The sequence below is a fragment of the Corynebacterium pilbarense genome (assembly GCF_026930265.1).
GTDB lineage: Bacteria > Actinomycetota > Actinomycetes > Mycobacteriales > Mycobacteriaceae > Corynebacterium > Corynebacterium pilbarense.
This window is the reverse complement of the sequence record NZ_JANRML010000001.1, coordinates 1-14,519: the sequence shown is the minus strand read 5'-3', so window position 1 is coordinate 14,519 and position 14,519 is coordinate 1. Positions and strand designations below refer to the sequence as shown.

General features: G+C 65.8%; 13 protein-coding genes. 7 read left to right on the top strand and 6 right to left on the bottom strand.

Features of this window, described 5'->3' with window-relative positions:
* Positions 1-11 precede the first annotated feature (11 nt).
* Genes mutM through gdhA form a run of 5 tightly spaced genes read right to left on the bottom strand, consistent with a single transcriptional unit; the run spans position 12 to position 4,241 of the window.
* Entirely contained in the window at positions 12-833 is an 822-nt protein-coding gene (gene mutM / locus NUW87_RS00065) for a bifunctional DNA-formamidopyrimidine glycosylase/DNA-(apurinic or apyrimidinic site) lyase (protein ID WP_269026750.1), read from the bottom strand.
* The gene (gene rnc, locus NUW87_RS00060; RefSeq protein ID WP_269026749.1) at positions 826-1,593 is read right to left on the bottom strand and encodes a ribonuclease III; all 768 of its coding nucleotides are present in this window, start codon (positions 1,591-1,593) and stop codon (positions 826-828) included. The genes mutM and rnc overlap by 8 nt, the downstream gene beginning before the upstream one ends.
* Positions 1,590-2,126, bottom strand: coding sequence for a YceD family protein (locus tag NUW87_RS00055; protein WP_269026748.1), 537 nt, complete (start codon positions 2,124-2,126; stop codon positions 1,590-1,592). Before NUW87_RS00055 ends, rnc begins: the two co-directional genes overlap by 4 nt.
* Positions 2,127-2,145: 19 nt before the next feature.
* Positions 2,146-2,868, bottom strand: a complete 723-nt coding sequence (locus tag NUW87_RS00050; RefSeq protein ID WP_239217186.1) for a DivIVA domain-containing protein — start codon at positions 2,866-2,868, stop codon at positions 2,146-2,148.
* 26 nt (positions 2,869-2,894) lie between these two features.
* Positions 2,895-4,241 carry an NADP-specific glutamate dehydrogenase gene (gdhA, locus tag NUW87_RS00045; protein WP_269026747.1) on the bottom strand — a complete coding sequence of 449 codons (1,347 nt, stop codon included), beginning with the start codon at positions 4,239-4,241 and terminating at the stop codon, positions 2,895-2,897.
* Positions 4,242-4,341: 100 nt separating this feature from the next.
* On the opposite strand from gdhA, the gene NUW87_RS00040 reads away from it, so the two are divergent.
* Positions 4,342-5,469, top strand: a complete 1,128-nt coding sequence (locus NUW87_RS00040; protein WP_269026746.1) for a glycerate kinase family protein — start codon at positions 4,342-4,344, stop codon at positions 5,467-5,469.
* On the opposite strand, the gene NUW87_RS00035 is transcribed toward NUW87_RS00040, so the two are convergent.
* Complete coding sequence (locus tag NUW87_RS00035; protein ID WP_269026745.1) at positions 5,439-5,828, bottom strand: hypothetical protein; 390 nt, start codon at positions 5,826-5,828, stop codon at positions 5,439-5,441. The genes NUW87_RS00040 and NUW87_RS00035 overlap by 31 nt on opposite strands.
* Before the next feature lie 31 nt (positions 5,829-5,859).
* Between NUW87_RS00035 and NUW87_RS00030 the strand changes: the two genes are divergently transcribed.
* From NUW87_RS00030 to NUW87_RS00005, 6 genes are all read left to right on the top strand, one after another.
* A complete protein-coding gene (locus tag NUW87_RS00030; RefSeq protein ID WP_269026744.1) occupies positions 5,860-7,200 on the top strand; it encodes a DUF4921 family protein in 1,341 nt (446 codons plus the stop codon).
* A gap of 3 nt (positions 7,201-7,203) precedes the next feature.
* Positions 7,204-8,457 carry an amidohydrolase gene (locus tag NUW87_RS00025; protein WP_269026743.1) on the top strand — a complete coding sequence of 418 codons (1,254 nt, stop codon included), beginning with the start codon at positions 7,204-7,206 and terminating at the stop codon, positions 8,455-8,457.
* A gap of 52 nt (positions 8,458-8,509) precedes the next feature.
* A complete protein-coding gene (locus NUW87_RS00020; protein ID WP_269026742.1) occupies positions 8,510-10,894 on the top strand; it encodes a glycogen/starch/alpha-glucan phosphorylase in 2,385 nt (794 codons plus the stop codon).
* 59 nt (positions 10,895-10,953) lie between these two features.
* Entirely contained in the window at positions 10,954-12,795 is a 1,842-nt protein-coding gene (locus NUW87_RS00015) for a chorismate-binding protein (RefSeq protein WP_269026741.1), read from the top strand.
* Entirely contained in the window at positions 12,788-13,528 is a 741-nt protein-coding gene (locus NUW87_RS00010; protein ID WP_269026740.1) for an aminotransferase class IV, read from the top strand. The genes NUW87_RS00015 and NUW87_RS00010 overlap by 8 nt, the downstream gene beginning before the upstream one ends.
* A 209-nt stretch (positions 13,529-13,737) precedes the next feature.
* Positions 13,738-14,376, top strand: coding sequence for a suppressor of fused domain protein (locus NUW87_RS00005; RefSeq protein ID WP_269026739.1), 639 nt, complete (start codon positions 13,738-13,740; stop codon positions 14,374-14,376).
* Positions 14,377-14,519 lie beyond the last annotated feature (143 nt).

The window sequence follows — 14,519 nt, the reverse complement described above, 5'->3', positions numbered from 1 at the left end:
GTACTCGCGCGCTACAACACCTGGCATGCCGGGCAGAAGTAGCTGGAACGGCCGCCGACCACAACGCGTTCAATCGGGGTGCCGCAGCGGGCGCAGGGTTTGTCCGCCTGCCCGTAGGCGTTGAGTGAGCGGGAGAAGTACCCGGACGCGCCGTTGACGTTGACGTACAGCGAGTCGAAGCTTGTGCCGCCCTGCTCCAGCGAGCGGGCCATCACTTCGCGCGAGGCATCCAGCACTGCCTCCGCGTCGCGCTGACGCATGGTCTTCGCGCTGCGCCAGGGCTTCAGGCGCGCGGCCCACATCGCCTCGTCGGCGTAGATGGATCCGATGCCGCTGACCACCTCCTGGTTCAGCAGCACATTTTTCAACGGCGATTTCCTCCGCCGCATCGCCCGGGCGGTCTCCCGGATGTCGAAGTCGGGCTCGAACGGGTCGGGGGCGATGTGGAGGGCGGGGTGCGGGATGCCGCCCACAAGCTGTGTGTACTGCCAGAACCCGAAAGTGCGCTGGTCCACAAAATCCAGCTCCACCTCCCCCAGGTCCGCGCGGATACGCAAGTGCGGCGAGGTGACGGTGCCATGCTTTGCCACGAGCATCTGCCCGCTCATGCGCAAGTGCACGAGCAGCGCCGCGCCGTCGCTGAGCGTGAACCACATGTATTTGCCGCGCCGGCCCGTGCCAGTAATCGTGAGCCCCGGCAGCGCGGCCTCCAAGTCCACGGTGTTGCCGCGCGCGGCACGGGGGTGCAGCACCTCTACCCGCTGAAACGTGCGGCCGGCCACGTGCTGGTCCAGCCCGCGGCGCACCACCTCAACTTCGGGCAGCTCAGGCATTGCCGCGAACGGCCTCCGCCGCGTGGTCGCGCAGGTACAGCACCGCTTGGTGGGCCGCCTCCTGCTCCGCCAGCTTCTTGTTCGGGCCGGTGCCGGTGCCGCGGGAAACGCCGCCCACCAGCGCCTGCGCGGTGAACGTCTGGTTGTGCTCGGGGCCGGACGCTTCGGAGACGTACTCCGCCACCGGCAGCTTCAGCTCCGCCAGGCGCACCTGCAGGTCGGTCTTCCAGTCGTGGTGCTTCTTGTTCACGGTGGCGGTGCGGAGCTTTTCGTCGAAAAGCTTGAGAATGACATCGCGCGCCGGCTCGAAGCCGTGCTGCAAGTAGATCGCGCCGAAGATGGCCTCGGTGGTGTCCGCGAGGATCGACTCCTTCTCGCGGCCGCCGGTGAGCTCCTCACCCTTGCCGATGAGCACGTGCTTGCCCAGGTCGATCTCCCGGGCGATGTCCGCCAGGCCGTAGCGCGAGACGATGGCGGCGCGCATCGGCGACAGGTCGGATTCAGGGCGCGACGGGTACAGCTCAAACAGTTTGGTGGCCACGGACAGGCCCAGCACGGCGTCGCCGACGAACTCCAAGCGCTCGTTGTTGGGCAGGTGCCCGTGCTCGTTTGCGAAGGAGCGGTGGGTCAACGCGAGCTTCAGGCTCTCGCGCTCGATGTCCACGCCGAGGTGCGCAATGAGCGGGGCGTGGTCTACGGCGTCAAACGCCTGCTCCCACAGCTCGTCCGCGTTGCCTTTGTTCTTCTTCGAGCGGCTCACAGGAACTTCTCCAGGCCGGCCCAGCGCGGGTCGACCAGGTTGTTCTCCTGGCCCTCGACCGCGTCCGGGGCCGGCACGTCGGTGTCGCCCTCGCACTCCGGCTCGCAGGTGGGGTTGAACGGCCAGTTCATGCCTGCCTCGTCCACGAACGCCTGCTCTAGGTCCACGGTGCCGTCGACAACCTTGCGGATCTCGTCGCCGGAGCCCTGGTCCTCGTCTTCCTCACTGTCGCCGGTGATGAAGTCGTCGGAGGCGGAAAACACCTCGGAGACGCGCAGCGTTTCTGTCGGGGTGAGTTCCTTCAGGCAGCGCACGCACTGGCCCTCAAGCTGCGCCGTGGCGGTGGCATCCACCATCACTCCGGAGCCGAGCGGGATCAGCGTCGCCTCAATCTCAACCTCGCGCCCTTCAGGGATCGCGATCATCTCGGGGCCGATGCGCGTCGGGGACGGGCCCGTCTGCGTCACAGTCTCTGGGGTGCCGTCGCCGCCGAGGACGTCGCTTACGTCGAATACGAAAGGATTGGTAGACATAGCGGCCACAGACTACCCGTTAGTACTCGTCGCGGCGGCCGCGAGCCACCGCACCTGCGGCACCGGCACCGCGGCGCAGCGCGGAACGGTCGGAGGAGACGGTCTGCAGCACGCCCCGCAGCCCGTCTTCGAACTCGGCGAGCTTGGAGTCGACGTAGTCGTCACACTCGGAGCGCAGGCGGTTGGACTCGGCGGTCGCCTCGTCCACCAGACGGTGCGCCTCCTCGTCGGCACGGCGCATGACCTCGGACTCGGAGATCAGACGCTCCTGCTCCGCAAGGCCCTTGTCCACGGTGCGCTGGTACTCGGCGTTGCCGGACTCGACAATGTTGTCGGCCTCTCGCTGCGCGTTGGTGACGGTCATCTCGGCCACGTTCTGCGCTTGGGTGACCATCATGTTGGATTCCTCTTCCGCGTCGGTGACCAGGTTGGTCGCGCGCGCCTGCGCGTCAGAGAGCATCGACTCGGACTCGGAGTGCGCGTCGGAGACGATGCGGCGGGCATCCTCCTCGGCGTCGCCGACGAGCATGTCGGCGCGGTCCTGCGCCCCGCGCAGGATCTCGTCCTGCTTGTCCAGCACGTCCTGCGCGTCGTCCAAGTCGACGGGCAGGGCGTTTCGGAGGTCGTCGAGAAGCCCGAGCATCTCATTGCGGGGAACCATGCAATTAGAGGTCATAGGCACGCCGTAGGCCTGCTCCAGAGTTTGAACTAGCTCATCCAGGGCTTCAAAAACGCGGTACATGGTGCCTAAGCGTACCCGTTAGAGCGCTAAATCACGCCCTGAGCGAGCATCGCGTCGGCCACCTTTTTAAAACCGGCGATATTTGCGCCGATGACGTAGTCGCCCGCGCGGTCGTATTCCTCGGCGGTGTTGTTGGTCACCTTGAAGATGTTGGACATGATCTTGTGCAGACGGTCGTCCGTGTAATCGAAGGACCAGGAGTCGCGCGAGGCGTTCTGCTGCATCTCCAAAGCGGAGGTGGCCACACCGCCGGCGTTAGCGGCCTTACCTGGGCCGAAGCACACGCCGCGCTCACGGAAGACCTCGATCGCCTCAGCGGTGGACGGCATGTTCGCTCCCTCGGCGACGTAGCGCACACCATTGTCAACCAAGGTGCGCGCGTGGTCCCCACCTAACTCGTTTTGCGTCGCGCACGGCAGCGCCACATCGGCTTTGAGGTCCCAGATGGAACCGTCCTTATGGAAGGTCGCGCCGGTGGTTTCCTCCACGTACTCGGACACACGCCCGCGGCGCTTCTCCTTGATGTCCCGGACGAGCTCGATGTCCACGCCATTGGGGGTCTCCACCCAGCCGGAGGAATCGGAGAAGCCGACCACGGTCGCGCCAAGCTCCTGCGCCTTCTGCATGGCGTAGATGGCCACGTTGCCGGAGCCGGAGACGATCACCTTTGCGCCGTCGATGGATTCGTTGTTGGCCTTCATCATCTCGTTGGTGAAGTACACGCAGCCGAAGCCGGTGGCTTCTTTGCGCACCAGGGAGCCGCCCCAGGTCAGGCCCTTTCCGGTGAGCACACCCGATTCGTGCTGGTCCACCAGGCGGCGGTACTGGCCAAACAGGTAGCCGATCTCGCGGCCGCCCACGCCGATGTCGCCAGCGGGCACGTCGCGGTACTCGCCGATGTGGCGCCACAGCTCAGTCATGAAGGACTGGCAAAAGCGCATGATTTCCCCGTCGGAGCGGCCCTTCGGGTCGAAGTCGGAGCCGCCCTTGCCGCCGCCGATGGGCAGACCGGTCAGGGAATTTTTGAAGATTTGCTCGAAGCCGAGGAACTTGATGATGCCCAGGTTTACGCTCGGGTGGAAGCGCAAGCCCCCCTTGTAGGGGCCGAGTGCGGAGTTGAACTGGACGCGGAAGCCGCGGTTGACGCGCACATTGTTGTCGTCGTCCAGCCAGGGCACGCGGAAGATGATCTGGCGCTCCGGCTCGCAGAGGCGCTCGACCAGCCCGTAGTCCGCGTAGTGCGGGTCTTTCTCCAGCACGATCTTCAGCGAATCCAGCACCTCGGCCACTGCCTGGTGGAACTCCGGCTCGCCCGCGTTGCGTTCCAACAGCTTCTGATAGTAGCCGGCAACTTCTTGATCAATCGCGCTCATTGAGCGTGGCCTCCGATATCTATAGCTATGCAGAATTCTGTACCGGACAAACTGTACAACACCGTTCGGCCGCTCGTCGCCGACAGCTAGAATCTCCCCCATGGTTTCTCCGCTCGACGCAGTTCCGTCGCCCAAAATCGTTGTCGCCCCGGATTCGTTCAAGTCCACCGCAACAGCCGCCGAGGCCGCAGAATGGCTCGCCGAAGGCGTGCGCTCCGTCATCCGCGACGCGCAGATCGTGCTCACCCCCATGGCGGACGGCGGCGAAGGCACCTCGTCGCTGTTCGAGGGCGAGCGCATTTGCTTGCCGACGACTACCGCGGCCGGCCGCCTCACGGAGGCGGAGTACACCTTCCACGCCCCGAGCAAAACTGCCTACATCGACGTCGCCGCCGCCTCGGGCCTGCCCGCGGTGGACGAGCCGGTGCCGCTGACCGGCGACACGTACGGCACCGGCGTGCTCATCGCGGACGCGCAGACCCGCGGCGCTGAGCGCATCGTGCTGGGGCTTGGGGGCACCGCAACGATCGACGGCGGCACCGGCATCCTCGTCGCCCTTGGCGTCAACCCCCTGGACCAGGCCGGCTACCAGCTCAAGCCCGGCGGCGGCGCGTTAGAGCAGCTGGCGAACTTCGACACCGCGAAGGTCAACGTCCCCGCCGGCGCCGTGGAGTGGGTCCTGCTCACGGACACCACCGCGCCCGCCACCGGGCCCGAGGGCGCGGCGCACGTCTTCGGCCCGCAGAAGGGCGCGACTAGAGACGACATCGAGGTGCTCGACCGGGGCCTGGCACGTCTGTGCGAGGTCGCGGACGTGGATCCGGCAACCCCAGGCTTGGGCGCTGCGGGCGGCGTGGGCATCGGCATCACGTGGCTGTCCACCATGCTCCACGGGGACTCATCCCACGTGCACATCCTGCCCGGCGCGCGCGTGGTGGCGGACTCCAACGGGCTCGCGGAGCAGGTCGCAGGCGCAGCTCTCGTGATCACCGGCGAGGGCCGCTTCGACGGGCAAACGGGCACCGGCAAGGTCGCCTCCGTGGTCGGCGAGCTGGCCCGCGAGGCCGACTCAGTGTTTGCCGTCGCTGCAGGCCGTTTCGACGAGCAGCCGGACGCGGGCACCATCGCGGTCACTCTCCCGGAGACCGGCAACGTGCGCGAGCAGCTCACCCAGGCCGGCGCAGAGATCGCCGTGGCCTACCTCAGCACCTCGACGGTCCAGGGGTAGATCGAGGGCGACTCGAAGCGGTCCTGATCCTCCAGCATCACCGGGTCGCGCGGCAGGTCCACCTTCGGGGTGAGGATGCGCGACAGGCCCATGGCGAGGCGGTTGAGGCTGTCCGCACCTTCGGGCGTGATGCTGTAGCGGAACACTTCTGCTTCCGCGGGGTCTTCGCCCCGGTCCCGCTCGTAGGTTTCGGCCAGCTGCGCGCGCACGGAGTCGTCGATTAGCACCTGCTCCATTTCCACCGCGCCCGCGGTGAGCTTCTCGCGGTGCACGAGGATGTCGAGTGCGCGCTGGAAGACCTCTTTGACCTCGCCGGCGACGGTGGGTGGGACGAGGACGTCGAATTGGATCACAGACATGCGCTTAAGGCTAACCGGTATGGTTGCGTGCATGTCTAACCCCACCGTGAACCCAGCGCACTCGTACCACGTTGCGCTGCGGACCATGGCGGACGGGACCTTAAAGCAGGTCAATCCGTTCTCCGGCACGGAGGTGTGGACAGTTCCAGGCCGCGGCAACAGGCCCCTTACCGCCACAGGCGCCCCGCCTGAGCCCTTGGGGCCCGGCGCGCACGCGGACACCTGCAATTTCTGCGAAGCGCGCAAACTGCGCACCCCGCCGGAGAAGTCGCGGCTGGTCGCCGACGGCGAGGGGTTTGCCATCCTGCGCGACGCCATGCCCGACGAGTTAGACAACACAGTCGCGGAGTTTCGGCGGGTGCCCAACCTGTTCGAGATCGTCTCCTACGACTACTGGCAGAAAAACTACGGCTACGAAATGCCCGTGGCGCGCCGCAGCCACATGGAGCGCTACCTGGCGGATCCCGCCGGACGCGAGCATGTGCTGGAGATCGTGCGCACGCGGCTGGCCGCGGCCGGCCAAGATCCCAATAAGTCGGAAGACGAGCTGCTTGAGCTGGCCCCGGCCTACTTCGGCGGCGGCCACGACGTGATCATCGGCCGGCGCCACTTTGCAGACGGTGCAACGCGCACCAACCAGCTCGCCGGCTCCGGGTCGCTGACCCCGGAGGAGCACTACCGCTTCATCGCGTTCACCGTGGATTCGCTGCGCGACCTGGTGGAGCAGCACACCTACGCCCGCTACGTGGTGGTGTTCCAAAACTGGCTCTCGCCCGCCGGCGCCTCGTTCGAACACCTACATAAGCAGCTGGTGGCCATCGACGAGCGCGGCGTCAACGCCGAAACCGAAACGGCGAAGCTGCGCCAGAATCTGAACCTGTACAACGACTGGGGCGTCAACCACGCGTTCTACCAAAACCTGGTGATTGCGGAGAACGACCACGCCATCCTCACCGCCGGCGTGGGCCACCGCTACCCCACCATGACGGTGTACTCGAAGTCGCGCGCCAGCGAGCCGTGGGAGCACACGGACGAAGAGGTCCGCGCGGTCTCCGACCTGCTGCACGCAGCCCACGCCGCCACCGGCGGGCAGGTAGCCACAAACGAGGAGTGGCACTACCGCCCCGTGGACCTGGACGTGCCCATGCCGTGGCGCATCAACCTGAAATGGCGCATTTCCACCCTCGCCGGCTTCGAGGGCGGCACGCAGATTTACGTGAACACGCTCTCGCCGTTTGACATGCGCGACCGCGCCACGGCTGCACTTCGCACCTTGCGTAGCGACGGACACGTGGCCCCCTCCCTGCGCATCGCCGAGGAATGCACCCCGGCGCCCAACCTATTGCGATATAACCCAAATTTGGAGAGATGAGTTTTGAGTAGTATTTCCGAGATTTTGCGCTCCTACTCCGTGGACGAGGTGTGGCAGCGCCGCCTCTACGAACTGCTGCACGCCAACCCGGAGCTGTCCATGCAGGAGGAGGAGACCTACAGCCGTCTGATGATGGAGCTGTCGCGCTTCGACTGCGAAGTCATCGCCCCGATCGGCAAGTTCGGCATCTGCGCCGTCTTCGAAAACGGCGAGGGCCCGACCGTGATGCACCGCGCGGACTTCGACGGCCTTCCTGTGACCGAGCAGACCGGCGCGCCGTACGCCTCCCACAAGGTGGCCAAGACTGCCGACGGGCAGACCGTGGGCACCATGCACGCCTGCGGCCACGACATCCACACCACCGCGCTGCTGAGCATGTGCGACTTTTTGGACAACACCCGCGAGCAGTGGTCCGGCACCTTTATCGCCTTGTTCCAACCCGGCGAAGAGATCGGCGCCGGCGCCCAGGACATGGCCGACGGCGGCCTGACCGAAAAGGTGCCCGCCCCGGACGTGGTCTTCGGCCAGCACGTCATGCCCGGCCGCGCCGGCGAGGTGATGTCCAAGCCGGGCCCGCAGTTCGCCGCCTGCGACTCCATCCGCATCAAAATCCCGGGTCGCGCCGCTCACGGCTCCATGCCGCACAACGCTATTGACCCCACCTACACCGCGGCCATGATCATTGCCCGCCTACAGGCGATCGTGGGCCGCGAGGTGGACCCGGCGGACTTCGCCGTAGTCACTGTGGCCAGCATGCACGCCGGCACCACCAACAACATCATCCCGGGCGAGGCCGAGCTGGTGCTCAACTGCCGCTTCTACTCCGACCGGGTCAAGGCGAAGGTCTACTCCGCCATCAAGCGCGTGGTCCACGCCGAGGTGCTGGCCTCCGGCTCGCTGGACCAGGCCATGATCTCCTTTTTCGCCCACGGCGAGCTGCTGGACAACGACGAGGAAGTGTTCACCCGCGTGCGCGAGCAGTTCGACGGCGTCTTCGGCGACGCCTCCGTCACTGCCGACCCGAAGACCGTCTCCGAGGACTTCCCCGTCATCGGCCAGGCCTACGGCGCGCCGTACTTCTTCTGGCTCGTCGGCTGCACACCCCACGACGTGTGGGACAAGGCCGTGGAGGAAGACCGCGTCGGCGAAGACGTGCCCGTCAACCACATGTCCACCTTCCTGCCGGAGTACGAACCCACCATCGACGCCTCCACCCGAGCGGGACTGACCGCCGCGCTGACGTACCTGGCCAAGTAGCGCGGCCGCGGTCACCTGCACGCACCCCGGCGCGCCGGTACGCTCGGGAGACATGACTGCATCTCAGCCAGCTTTCGAGCAGACCGTCGAGGGCCACGTCCGTAGCTTCTCCGGCCGCGCGCCGCAAGACTCCACGGTAAAGAAGTTCTGGACGGGGCTTTCCGCCGCCACTGTCGAGCAGATCGCCGACAACTGGGCGAAAACCCGCAACACCTACCAGGCCACCCGCCGTGCGGCGTACTTCTCGGCGGAGTTCCTGGAGGGTCGGGCGCTGCTGAATAACCTGACCAACCTTGGGCTCGTCGATAAGGCGAAAGCCATTGCGGAGGCCAACGGCTTCGAGCTTTCGGATGTGCTGGAGGCTGAGCACGACGCCGCCCTGGGCAACGGCGGCCTGGGGCGCCTGGCCGCTTGTTTCCTCGATTCCGCCGCCGAGCAGGACTTCCCGCTCACCGGCTACGGCCTGCTCTACCGCTACGGGCTGTTCCGCCAGGAGTTCGAGGACGGCTTCCAGCGCGAGCACCCGGACGCGTGGAAGGAGTCCTTCTACCCCTTCATCATCCGCCGCGGCTCGGAGCAGCGCATTGTGAAGTTCGACGACATGCACGTGCGCGCCATCCCCTACGACATGCCGATCACCGGCTACGGCACCGACAACGTGGGCACTCTGCGCCTGTGGGACGCCTCCCCGATCGCCGAGTTCGACTACGACGCGTTCAACTCCCAGCGCTTCGCCGACGCGATCCTGGAGCGCGAGGCCGTCCACGACATCACGCGCGTGCTCTACCCCAACGACTCCACCTACGCCGGCAAGCTTCTGCGCGTGCGCCAGCAGTACTTCTTCTGCTCCGCATCGCTGCAGGAGCTTATCGACGACTACCGCGCCGCCCACGGCGACGACCTGCGCGACTTCCACAAGTACAACTCCATCCAGCTCAACGACACCCACCCGGTGCTGGGCATCCCCGAGCTGATGCGCCTGCTCATGGACGAACACGGCCTCGGCTGGGACGAAGCCTGGGAGGTGACCACCCACACGTTCGCCTACACCAACCACACGGTGCTGCAGGAGGCGCTGGAGACGTGGGAAGAGTCCATCTTCAAGCAGCTGTTCTGGCGCATCTGGGAGATCGTGGAAGAGATCGACCGCCGCTACCGCCTGGACATGGAAGCCCGCGGCGTGGATGCGGAGACGGCCCACCACTACTCCCCGGTCCACGACGGTCGCGTGCACATGGCGTGGATCGCCTGCTACGCCTCCTACTCCGTCAACGGCGTGGCGGCGCTGCACACCGAGATCATCAAACGCGACACGCTCGGCTTCTGGCACGGCCTGTACCCGGAGCGCTTCAACAACAAAACCAACGGTGTCACCCCGCGCCGCTGGCTGCGCATGTGCAACCCCCGCCTGTCCGCACTGCTGGACCGTCTCGCTGGCTCCGACGAGTGGGTCACCGACCTGGACAAGCTCAAGGAGCTTCGCCCGCTTATGGACGACCCGAAGGTGCTCAACGAACTCCGCGACATCAAGTCGGCGAACAAGCGCGACTTCGCGGAGTGGATCGCCGCCCGCCAGGGTGTGGAGATCGACCCGAACTCCATCTTTGATACGCAGATCAAGCGCCTGCACGAGTACAAGCGCCAGCTGATGAACGCGCTGTACATCCTGGATTTGTACTTCCGCATCACAGTCGACGGCGAGCGCGACGTTCCCAAGCGCACCTTCATCTTCGGCGCGAAGGCGGCTCCGGGCTACGTCACCGCCAAGGGCATCATCAAGCTCATCAACACGATCGCGGAGCTGGTGAACAACGACCCGGAGGCCTCGAAGTACATCCACGTGGTGTTTGTGGAGAACTACAACGTTTCGCCTGCGGAGCAGATCATCCCGGCCACGGACGTCTCCGAGCAGATCTCCACCGCCGGCAAGGAAGCCTCCGGCACGTCGAACATGAAGTTCATGATGAACGGCGCGCTCACCCTGGGCACCATGGACGGCGCGAACGTGGAGATCGTCGACGCTGTCGGCGAGGACAACGCCTACATCTTCGGCGCCCGCGAGGAGGAGCTGCCGGAGCTGAAGGCGCACTACAACCCGCGCCAGGTGGCCGAGCAGACCCCGGGACTTATGCGCGTCCTCGACGCGCTCGTGGACGGCACGTTAGACGACCGCGGCACCGGCGCCTTCCACGACATCCGCGCCTCGCTTCTGGAGGACAACGGCTACGGCGAGCAGGACGTCTACTACGTCCTCGGCGATTTCGCCGCCTACCGCGAGGCCCGCGACCGCATGGCCGCGGACTACTACGCCGACCCGGATGGTTGGGCGCGGAAGTGCTGGATCAACATCTGCGAGTCCGGCCGTTTCTCCTCCGACCGCACGATCCGCGACTACGCGGAAGAGGTGTGGAAGATCGAGCCCACCCCGATCAACTAACTAGTCACGCACCATGCGCTTCAAGGTGACGCTGTCGCCCGCTATACGATCTCGGCACAATGATTCTGCTCGTTGACAATTACGACTCATATACATTCAACCTCGCCCACCTGGTAGCGCAGGCCGCCGGCCGCGAGCCCCTCGTGGTCCCCGCGGGCGAGGCCGCTGACCTTCCTCAACGTGTGCGCGCCGGCGAGTTCAGCCACGTTGTCATCTCCCCGGGCCCCGGCACCCCGGAGCGCGAGGAGGACTTCGGCGCGTCCCGGCGCGTCATCGAGGCAGCCGCCGACGCGGATATCCCGCTGCTCGGCGTGTGCTTGGGGCACCAGGGATTGGCCATGCTGGCTGGTGCGGCCGTGACCCGCGCCCCGGAGCCGCGCCACGGGTTCGTCTCCACCGTCACCCATTCCGGCGAGGGCATCTTTGCCGGCATCCCGCAGGATTTTGCGGTGGTGCGCTACCACTCGCTTCACGTTGACGAGGTCCCCGGCATCACCGTCCACGCCCGCAGCGAAGACGGTGTCATCCAGGCGCTCAAGGTCGACGGGCTCGACCACTGGGGCGTGCAATTCCACCCCGAGTCGGTACTCACCCAGCACGGCGCGGCGATCATGCGCAACTTCCTCAGCGGCTGGCGCCTGCTCCACCGCGAAGTGCCCGGCGCGCTCGACTGCCAGCGCGTCTTCAACGCCATCAAGCGCGACGGCAACGACGCGTTCTTCCTCGACTCCGCCGACGCGCGCGGGCGTTTCTCCATCCTCGGCGACACCGCAGGAACGCTTTCGCGCTCCATGAGCTATTCGCTTGACGGCGGCAACGTGCTCGACACACTCGACGCCGAACTGTCCACCCCAGTCATCGACGCACCCGACCTGCCGTTTATCGGCGGGTGGATCGGGTACTTGGGCTACGAGTGCGCGCAGCTGACCATGCCGATCACGCTGCGCCACCGCTCGCCCTACCCTGATGCGTACTTTGTGCGCCCGCAGTCGTTCATCGTTTACGACCACCAGGCCGAAACCGCGCACCTGTGCGCCCTGGCGGGTGACGGCGCTACCGATCTGCTCGACCGGCTGGAGCAGGCATTGAAGGGGGCGGAGGGGGCCGGAGGGACGTCGATAGGCGAAGGCTCCTGGAGCAACCCGGACTACCTAGGCAGCATCGAGCGGGCGCAGGAGTTGCTGCGCGCGGGCGAGAGTTACGAGGTGTGCCTGACCGACACTTTCACCGCCGAAGCGACCGGAGATATCTACCGCCAGCTGCGCGAACACAACCCCGCACCGTACGCCGCACACCTCATCTTTGACGGCGTGGAGGTCGCCAGCGCCTCGCCCGAGCGCTTCCTCACCGTGCGCGGCCGCGAGGTGGAGGCCAAGCCGATCAAGGGCACCATCGCCGCCGATCAGAACCCCGCGCTGCTTGACGACGCCAAAACCCGCGCCGAAAACCTCATGATCGTGGACCTTTTGCGCAACGACCTCTCCCGCGTCTGCGAGCCCGGCACCGTGCGCGTGCCCGGGCTGATGCAGGTGGAGTCGTACGCGACGGTGCACCAGTTGGTTTCCACCATCACCGGCCGCCTGCGCGAGGGCCACACTGCCGTCGACGCGGTTCGCGCGACGTTCCCGCCTGGCTCCATGACTGGCGCGCCGAAACTGCGCACCTGCGAAATAATCAACCGGCTGGAGACTTCCCCGCGCGGCGTCTACTCCGGCGCGCTGGGCTACTTCGGCTTCGACGGCCAGGCCGACCTGTCCGTGGTCATCCGCACCGCCGTGCGCGCAGGCAACACCGTCACCGTGGGTGCGGGCGGCGCGATCGTGCTCGCCTCCGACCCCGAGTCCGAGCTCGCCGAGCGCAACCTCAAAGCCCAGTCCGTGCTGGGAGCATGGGATGCGTAGGTACGCCTGGCGCGGTGAATTCGTGGAGTGCGACGTCCCCGACGGCCCTCTCGATGTGGCCGACTCGTGGCGCCACTCGAACGGCCGCACGAACGGGCTTCACCTGCATCTCGAGCGTTTTGTTCGGTCTGCTGGCCCGCTTCCCGACGGGTTCGTCGACGCGATGATGCCACTGCTGCGAGACGGCGAGCTGTTTCCCCGCATCGCGATGTCGCAGGGGCATTTACTTCTCGACGTCCGCCCCGCCCCTCCCCCTCGCTCGTCTACTGCGTTGACGTACACGCAGGCCCCCGACCCGCGCACACGTCCCGAGGTGAAGGGCCCCGACTTCACCGCATTTGGCACATACCGTTCGCGGTACCAGGTGGAGGGCACGGACGACACGGTGATCGCCGATAAGCATGGCTCCATGCTGGAAACCACCACCGGCGCGCTGGTGATGTGGGACGGCGACACCCTCTGCGTCCCCGACGGAGTGTGGCTGCCGAGCGTGACATTGCACCAGGTTGTTGCGCGGGCTGAGCGTCTACATATTCGCGTGGAGCGGCGTCGGTTCAAACCCGAGCTCGCCGCCGAGCGCCCCATGTGGTTCCTCAACTCTCTGCACGGCATCAGCCTGGTCAGCGAACTGCACGCTGGCGACACCGTGATCACTCCCCCGGCACACCCCAGCTTCAACGAGTGGCGCGACTGGTGGTGGGGCGGCTTCACGGTCGAATGGCCCGGATGCTGAAAAAACTATGCAGCTGCATAGTGAGCGGGCCCACGGGGACTATGCAGCTGCATAGTCCCCACCAACAGCAACCTACGCCGAACGCTCGGCGAGCACCTTCCCGGTCGCGGTGTCGCACGCCGGTGGCGCCGTCAGGAGCTTGAACACTTCGCGGGAAACTAACAGCTCGCTATCAGTCACACACGCGAGACTTGAGTATTTTCGGCCACATGACCAACTCGCATATTCCACAGGACATTGTCGACTACCGCCTTGCCCCGCTGTTGGGCGAGGACTATTCGGTGTTCCACGAGCTCATCTCGGACGAGCTGCACATCGACGTGTATTGCTGGGCCCCCACCGAGCAGCGTCAATTCTGGACGCTGTGCACCTCGGGGATGAACGAATACCGGATGCAGATGCCACCCGGGAAGGAAGAGTTCAACCGCACAGAGCTGGTGATGACGCTTCCGGACGATTGGCCGCTTGCGGAGATCGGCTCACAGAACGGCCCCGAAGGCGACGCGATCAGCTGGCCAGTAACCCTGCTCAAGTCCACCGCTCGCCTACCCAAAGACATGGGGACGTGGCTGTCTTACGGAACCTCGAGTCAGGCAGGGCTCGACCCGAGCGAGACCTATCCGGGTAGCGAATTCTCCGGTTTCATCATCGGCAGAGCATTCACGGTTGATGCCGAAGGAGATTTTCTGCGCACGCCTGTCGGCGACGAAGCCGTCCATTTCTTCGGCGTCTACCCCATCTACGCCGACGAGCTGCAGGCATACCTCGCAGGTGACGACGTATTAGGCAAGCTCCACGAACTTGGCGTTGCCGAAGGTGCCTATCCCGGCCGCCCATCCGTCGCATAACCCAGGCGAACAAGGAGAAAACGGTGCTTTGCCACAAAATCGAGCAAAAGATCGGCACGGCGGTCTGAGGGTGTCAGGAAGTTTGTGTGTGAGGCTCTGATCTAGAAGGAGTTTCACCGATAATGACTACGGTGTCACCGAAG

What these genes read in the sequence shown, in the direction of transcription:
- NUW87_RS00030 (WP_269026744.1), top strand. Translation starts at nt 5,860, where the DNA reads ATGTCTAACCCCACCGTGAACCCAGCGCACTCGTACCACGTTGCGCTG.
- NUW87_RS00005 (WP_269026739.1), top strand. Translation starts at nt 13,738, where the DNA reads ATGACCAACTCGCATATTCCACAGGACATTGTCGACTACCGCCTTGCC.
- NUW87_RS00015 (WP_269026741.1), top strand. Translation starts at nt 10,954, where the DNA reads ATGATTCTGCTCGTTGACAATTACGACTCATATACATTCAACCTCGCC.
- mutM (WP_269026750.1), bottom strand. Translation starts at nt 833, where the DNA reads ATGCCTGAGCTGCCCGAAGTTGAGGTGGTGCGCCGCGGGCTGGACCAG.
- NUW87_RS00010 (WP_269026740.1), top strand. Translation starts at nt 12,788, where the DNA reads ATGCGTAGGTACGCCTGGCGCGGTGAATTCGTGGAGTGCGACGTCCCC.
- NUW87_RS00055 (WP_269026748.1), bottom strand. Translation starts at nt 2,126, where the DNA reads ATGTCTACCAATCCTTTCGTATTCGACGTAAGCGACGTCCTCGGCGGC.
- NUW87_RS00020 (WP_269026742.1), top strand. Translation starts at nt 8,510, where the DNA reads ATGACTGCATCTCAGCCAGCTTTCGAGCAGACCGTCGAGGGCCACGTC.
- NUW87_RS00035 (WP_269026745.1), bottom strand. Translation starts at nt 5,828, where the DNA reads ATGTCTGTGATCCAATTCGACGTCCTCGTCCCACCCACCGTCGCCGGC.
- NUW87_RS00050 (WP_239217186.1), bottom strand. Translation starts at nt 2,868, where the DNA reads ATGTACCGCGTTTTTGAAGCCCTGGATGAGCTAGTTCAAACTCTGGAG.
- NUW87_RS00040 (WP_269026746.1), top strand. Translation starts at nt 4,342, where the DNA reads ATGGTTTCTCCGCTCGACGCAGTTCCGTCGCCCAAAATCGTTGTCGCC.
- gdhA (WP_269026747.1), bottom strand. Translation starts at nt 4,241, where the DNA reads ATGAGCGCGATTGATCAAGAAGTTGCCGGCTACTATCAGAAGCTGTTG.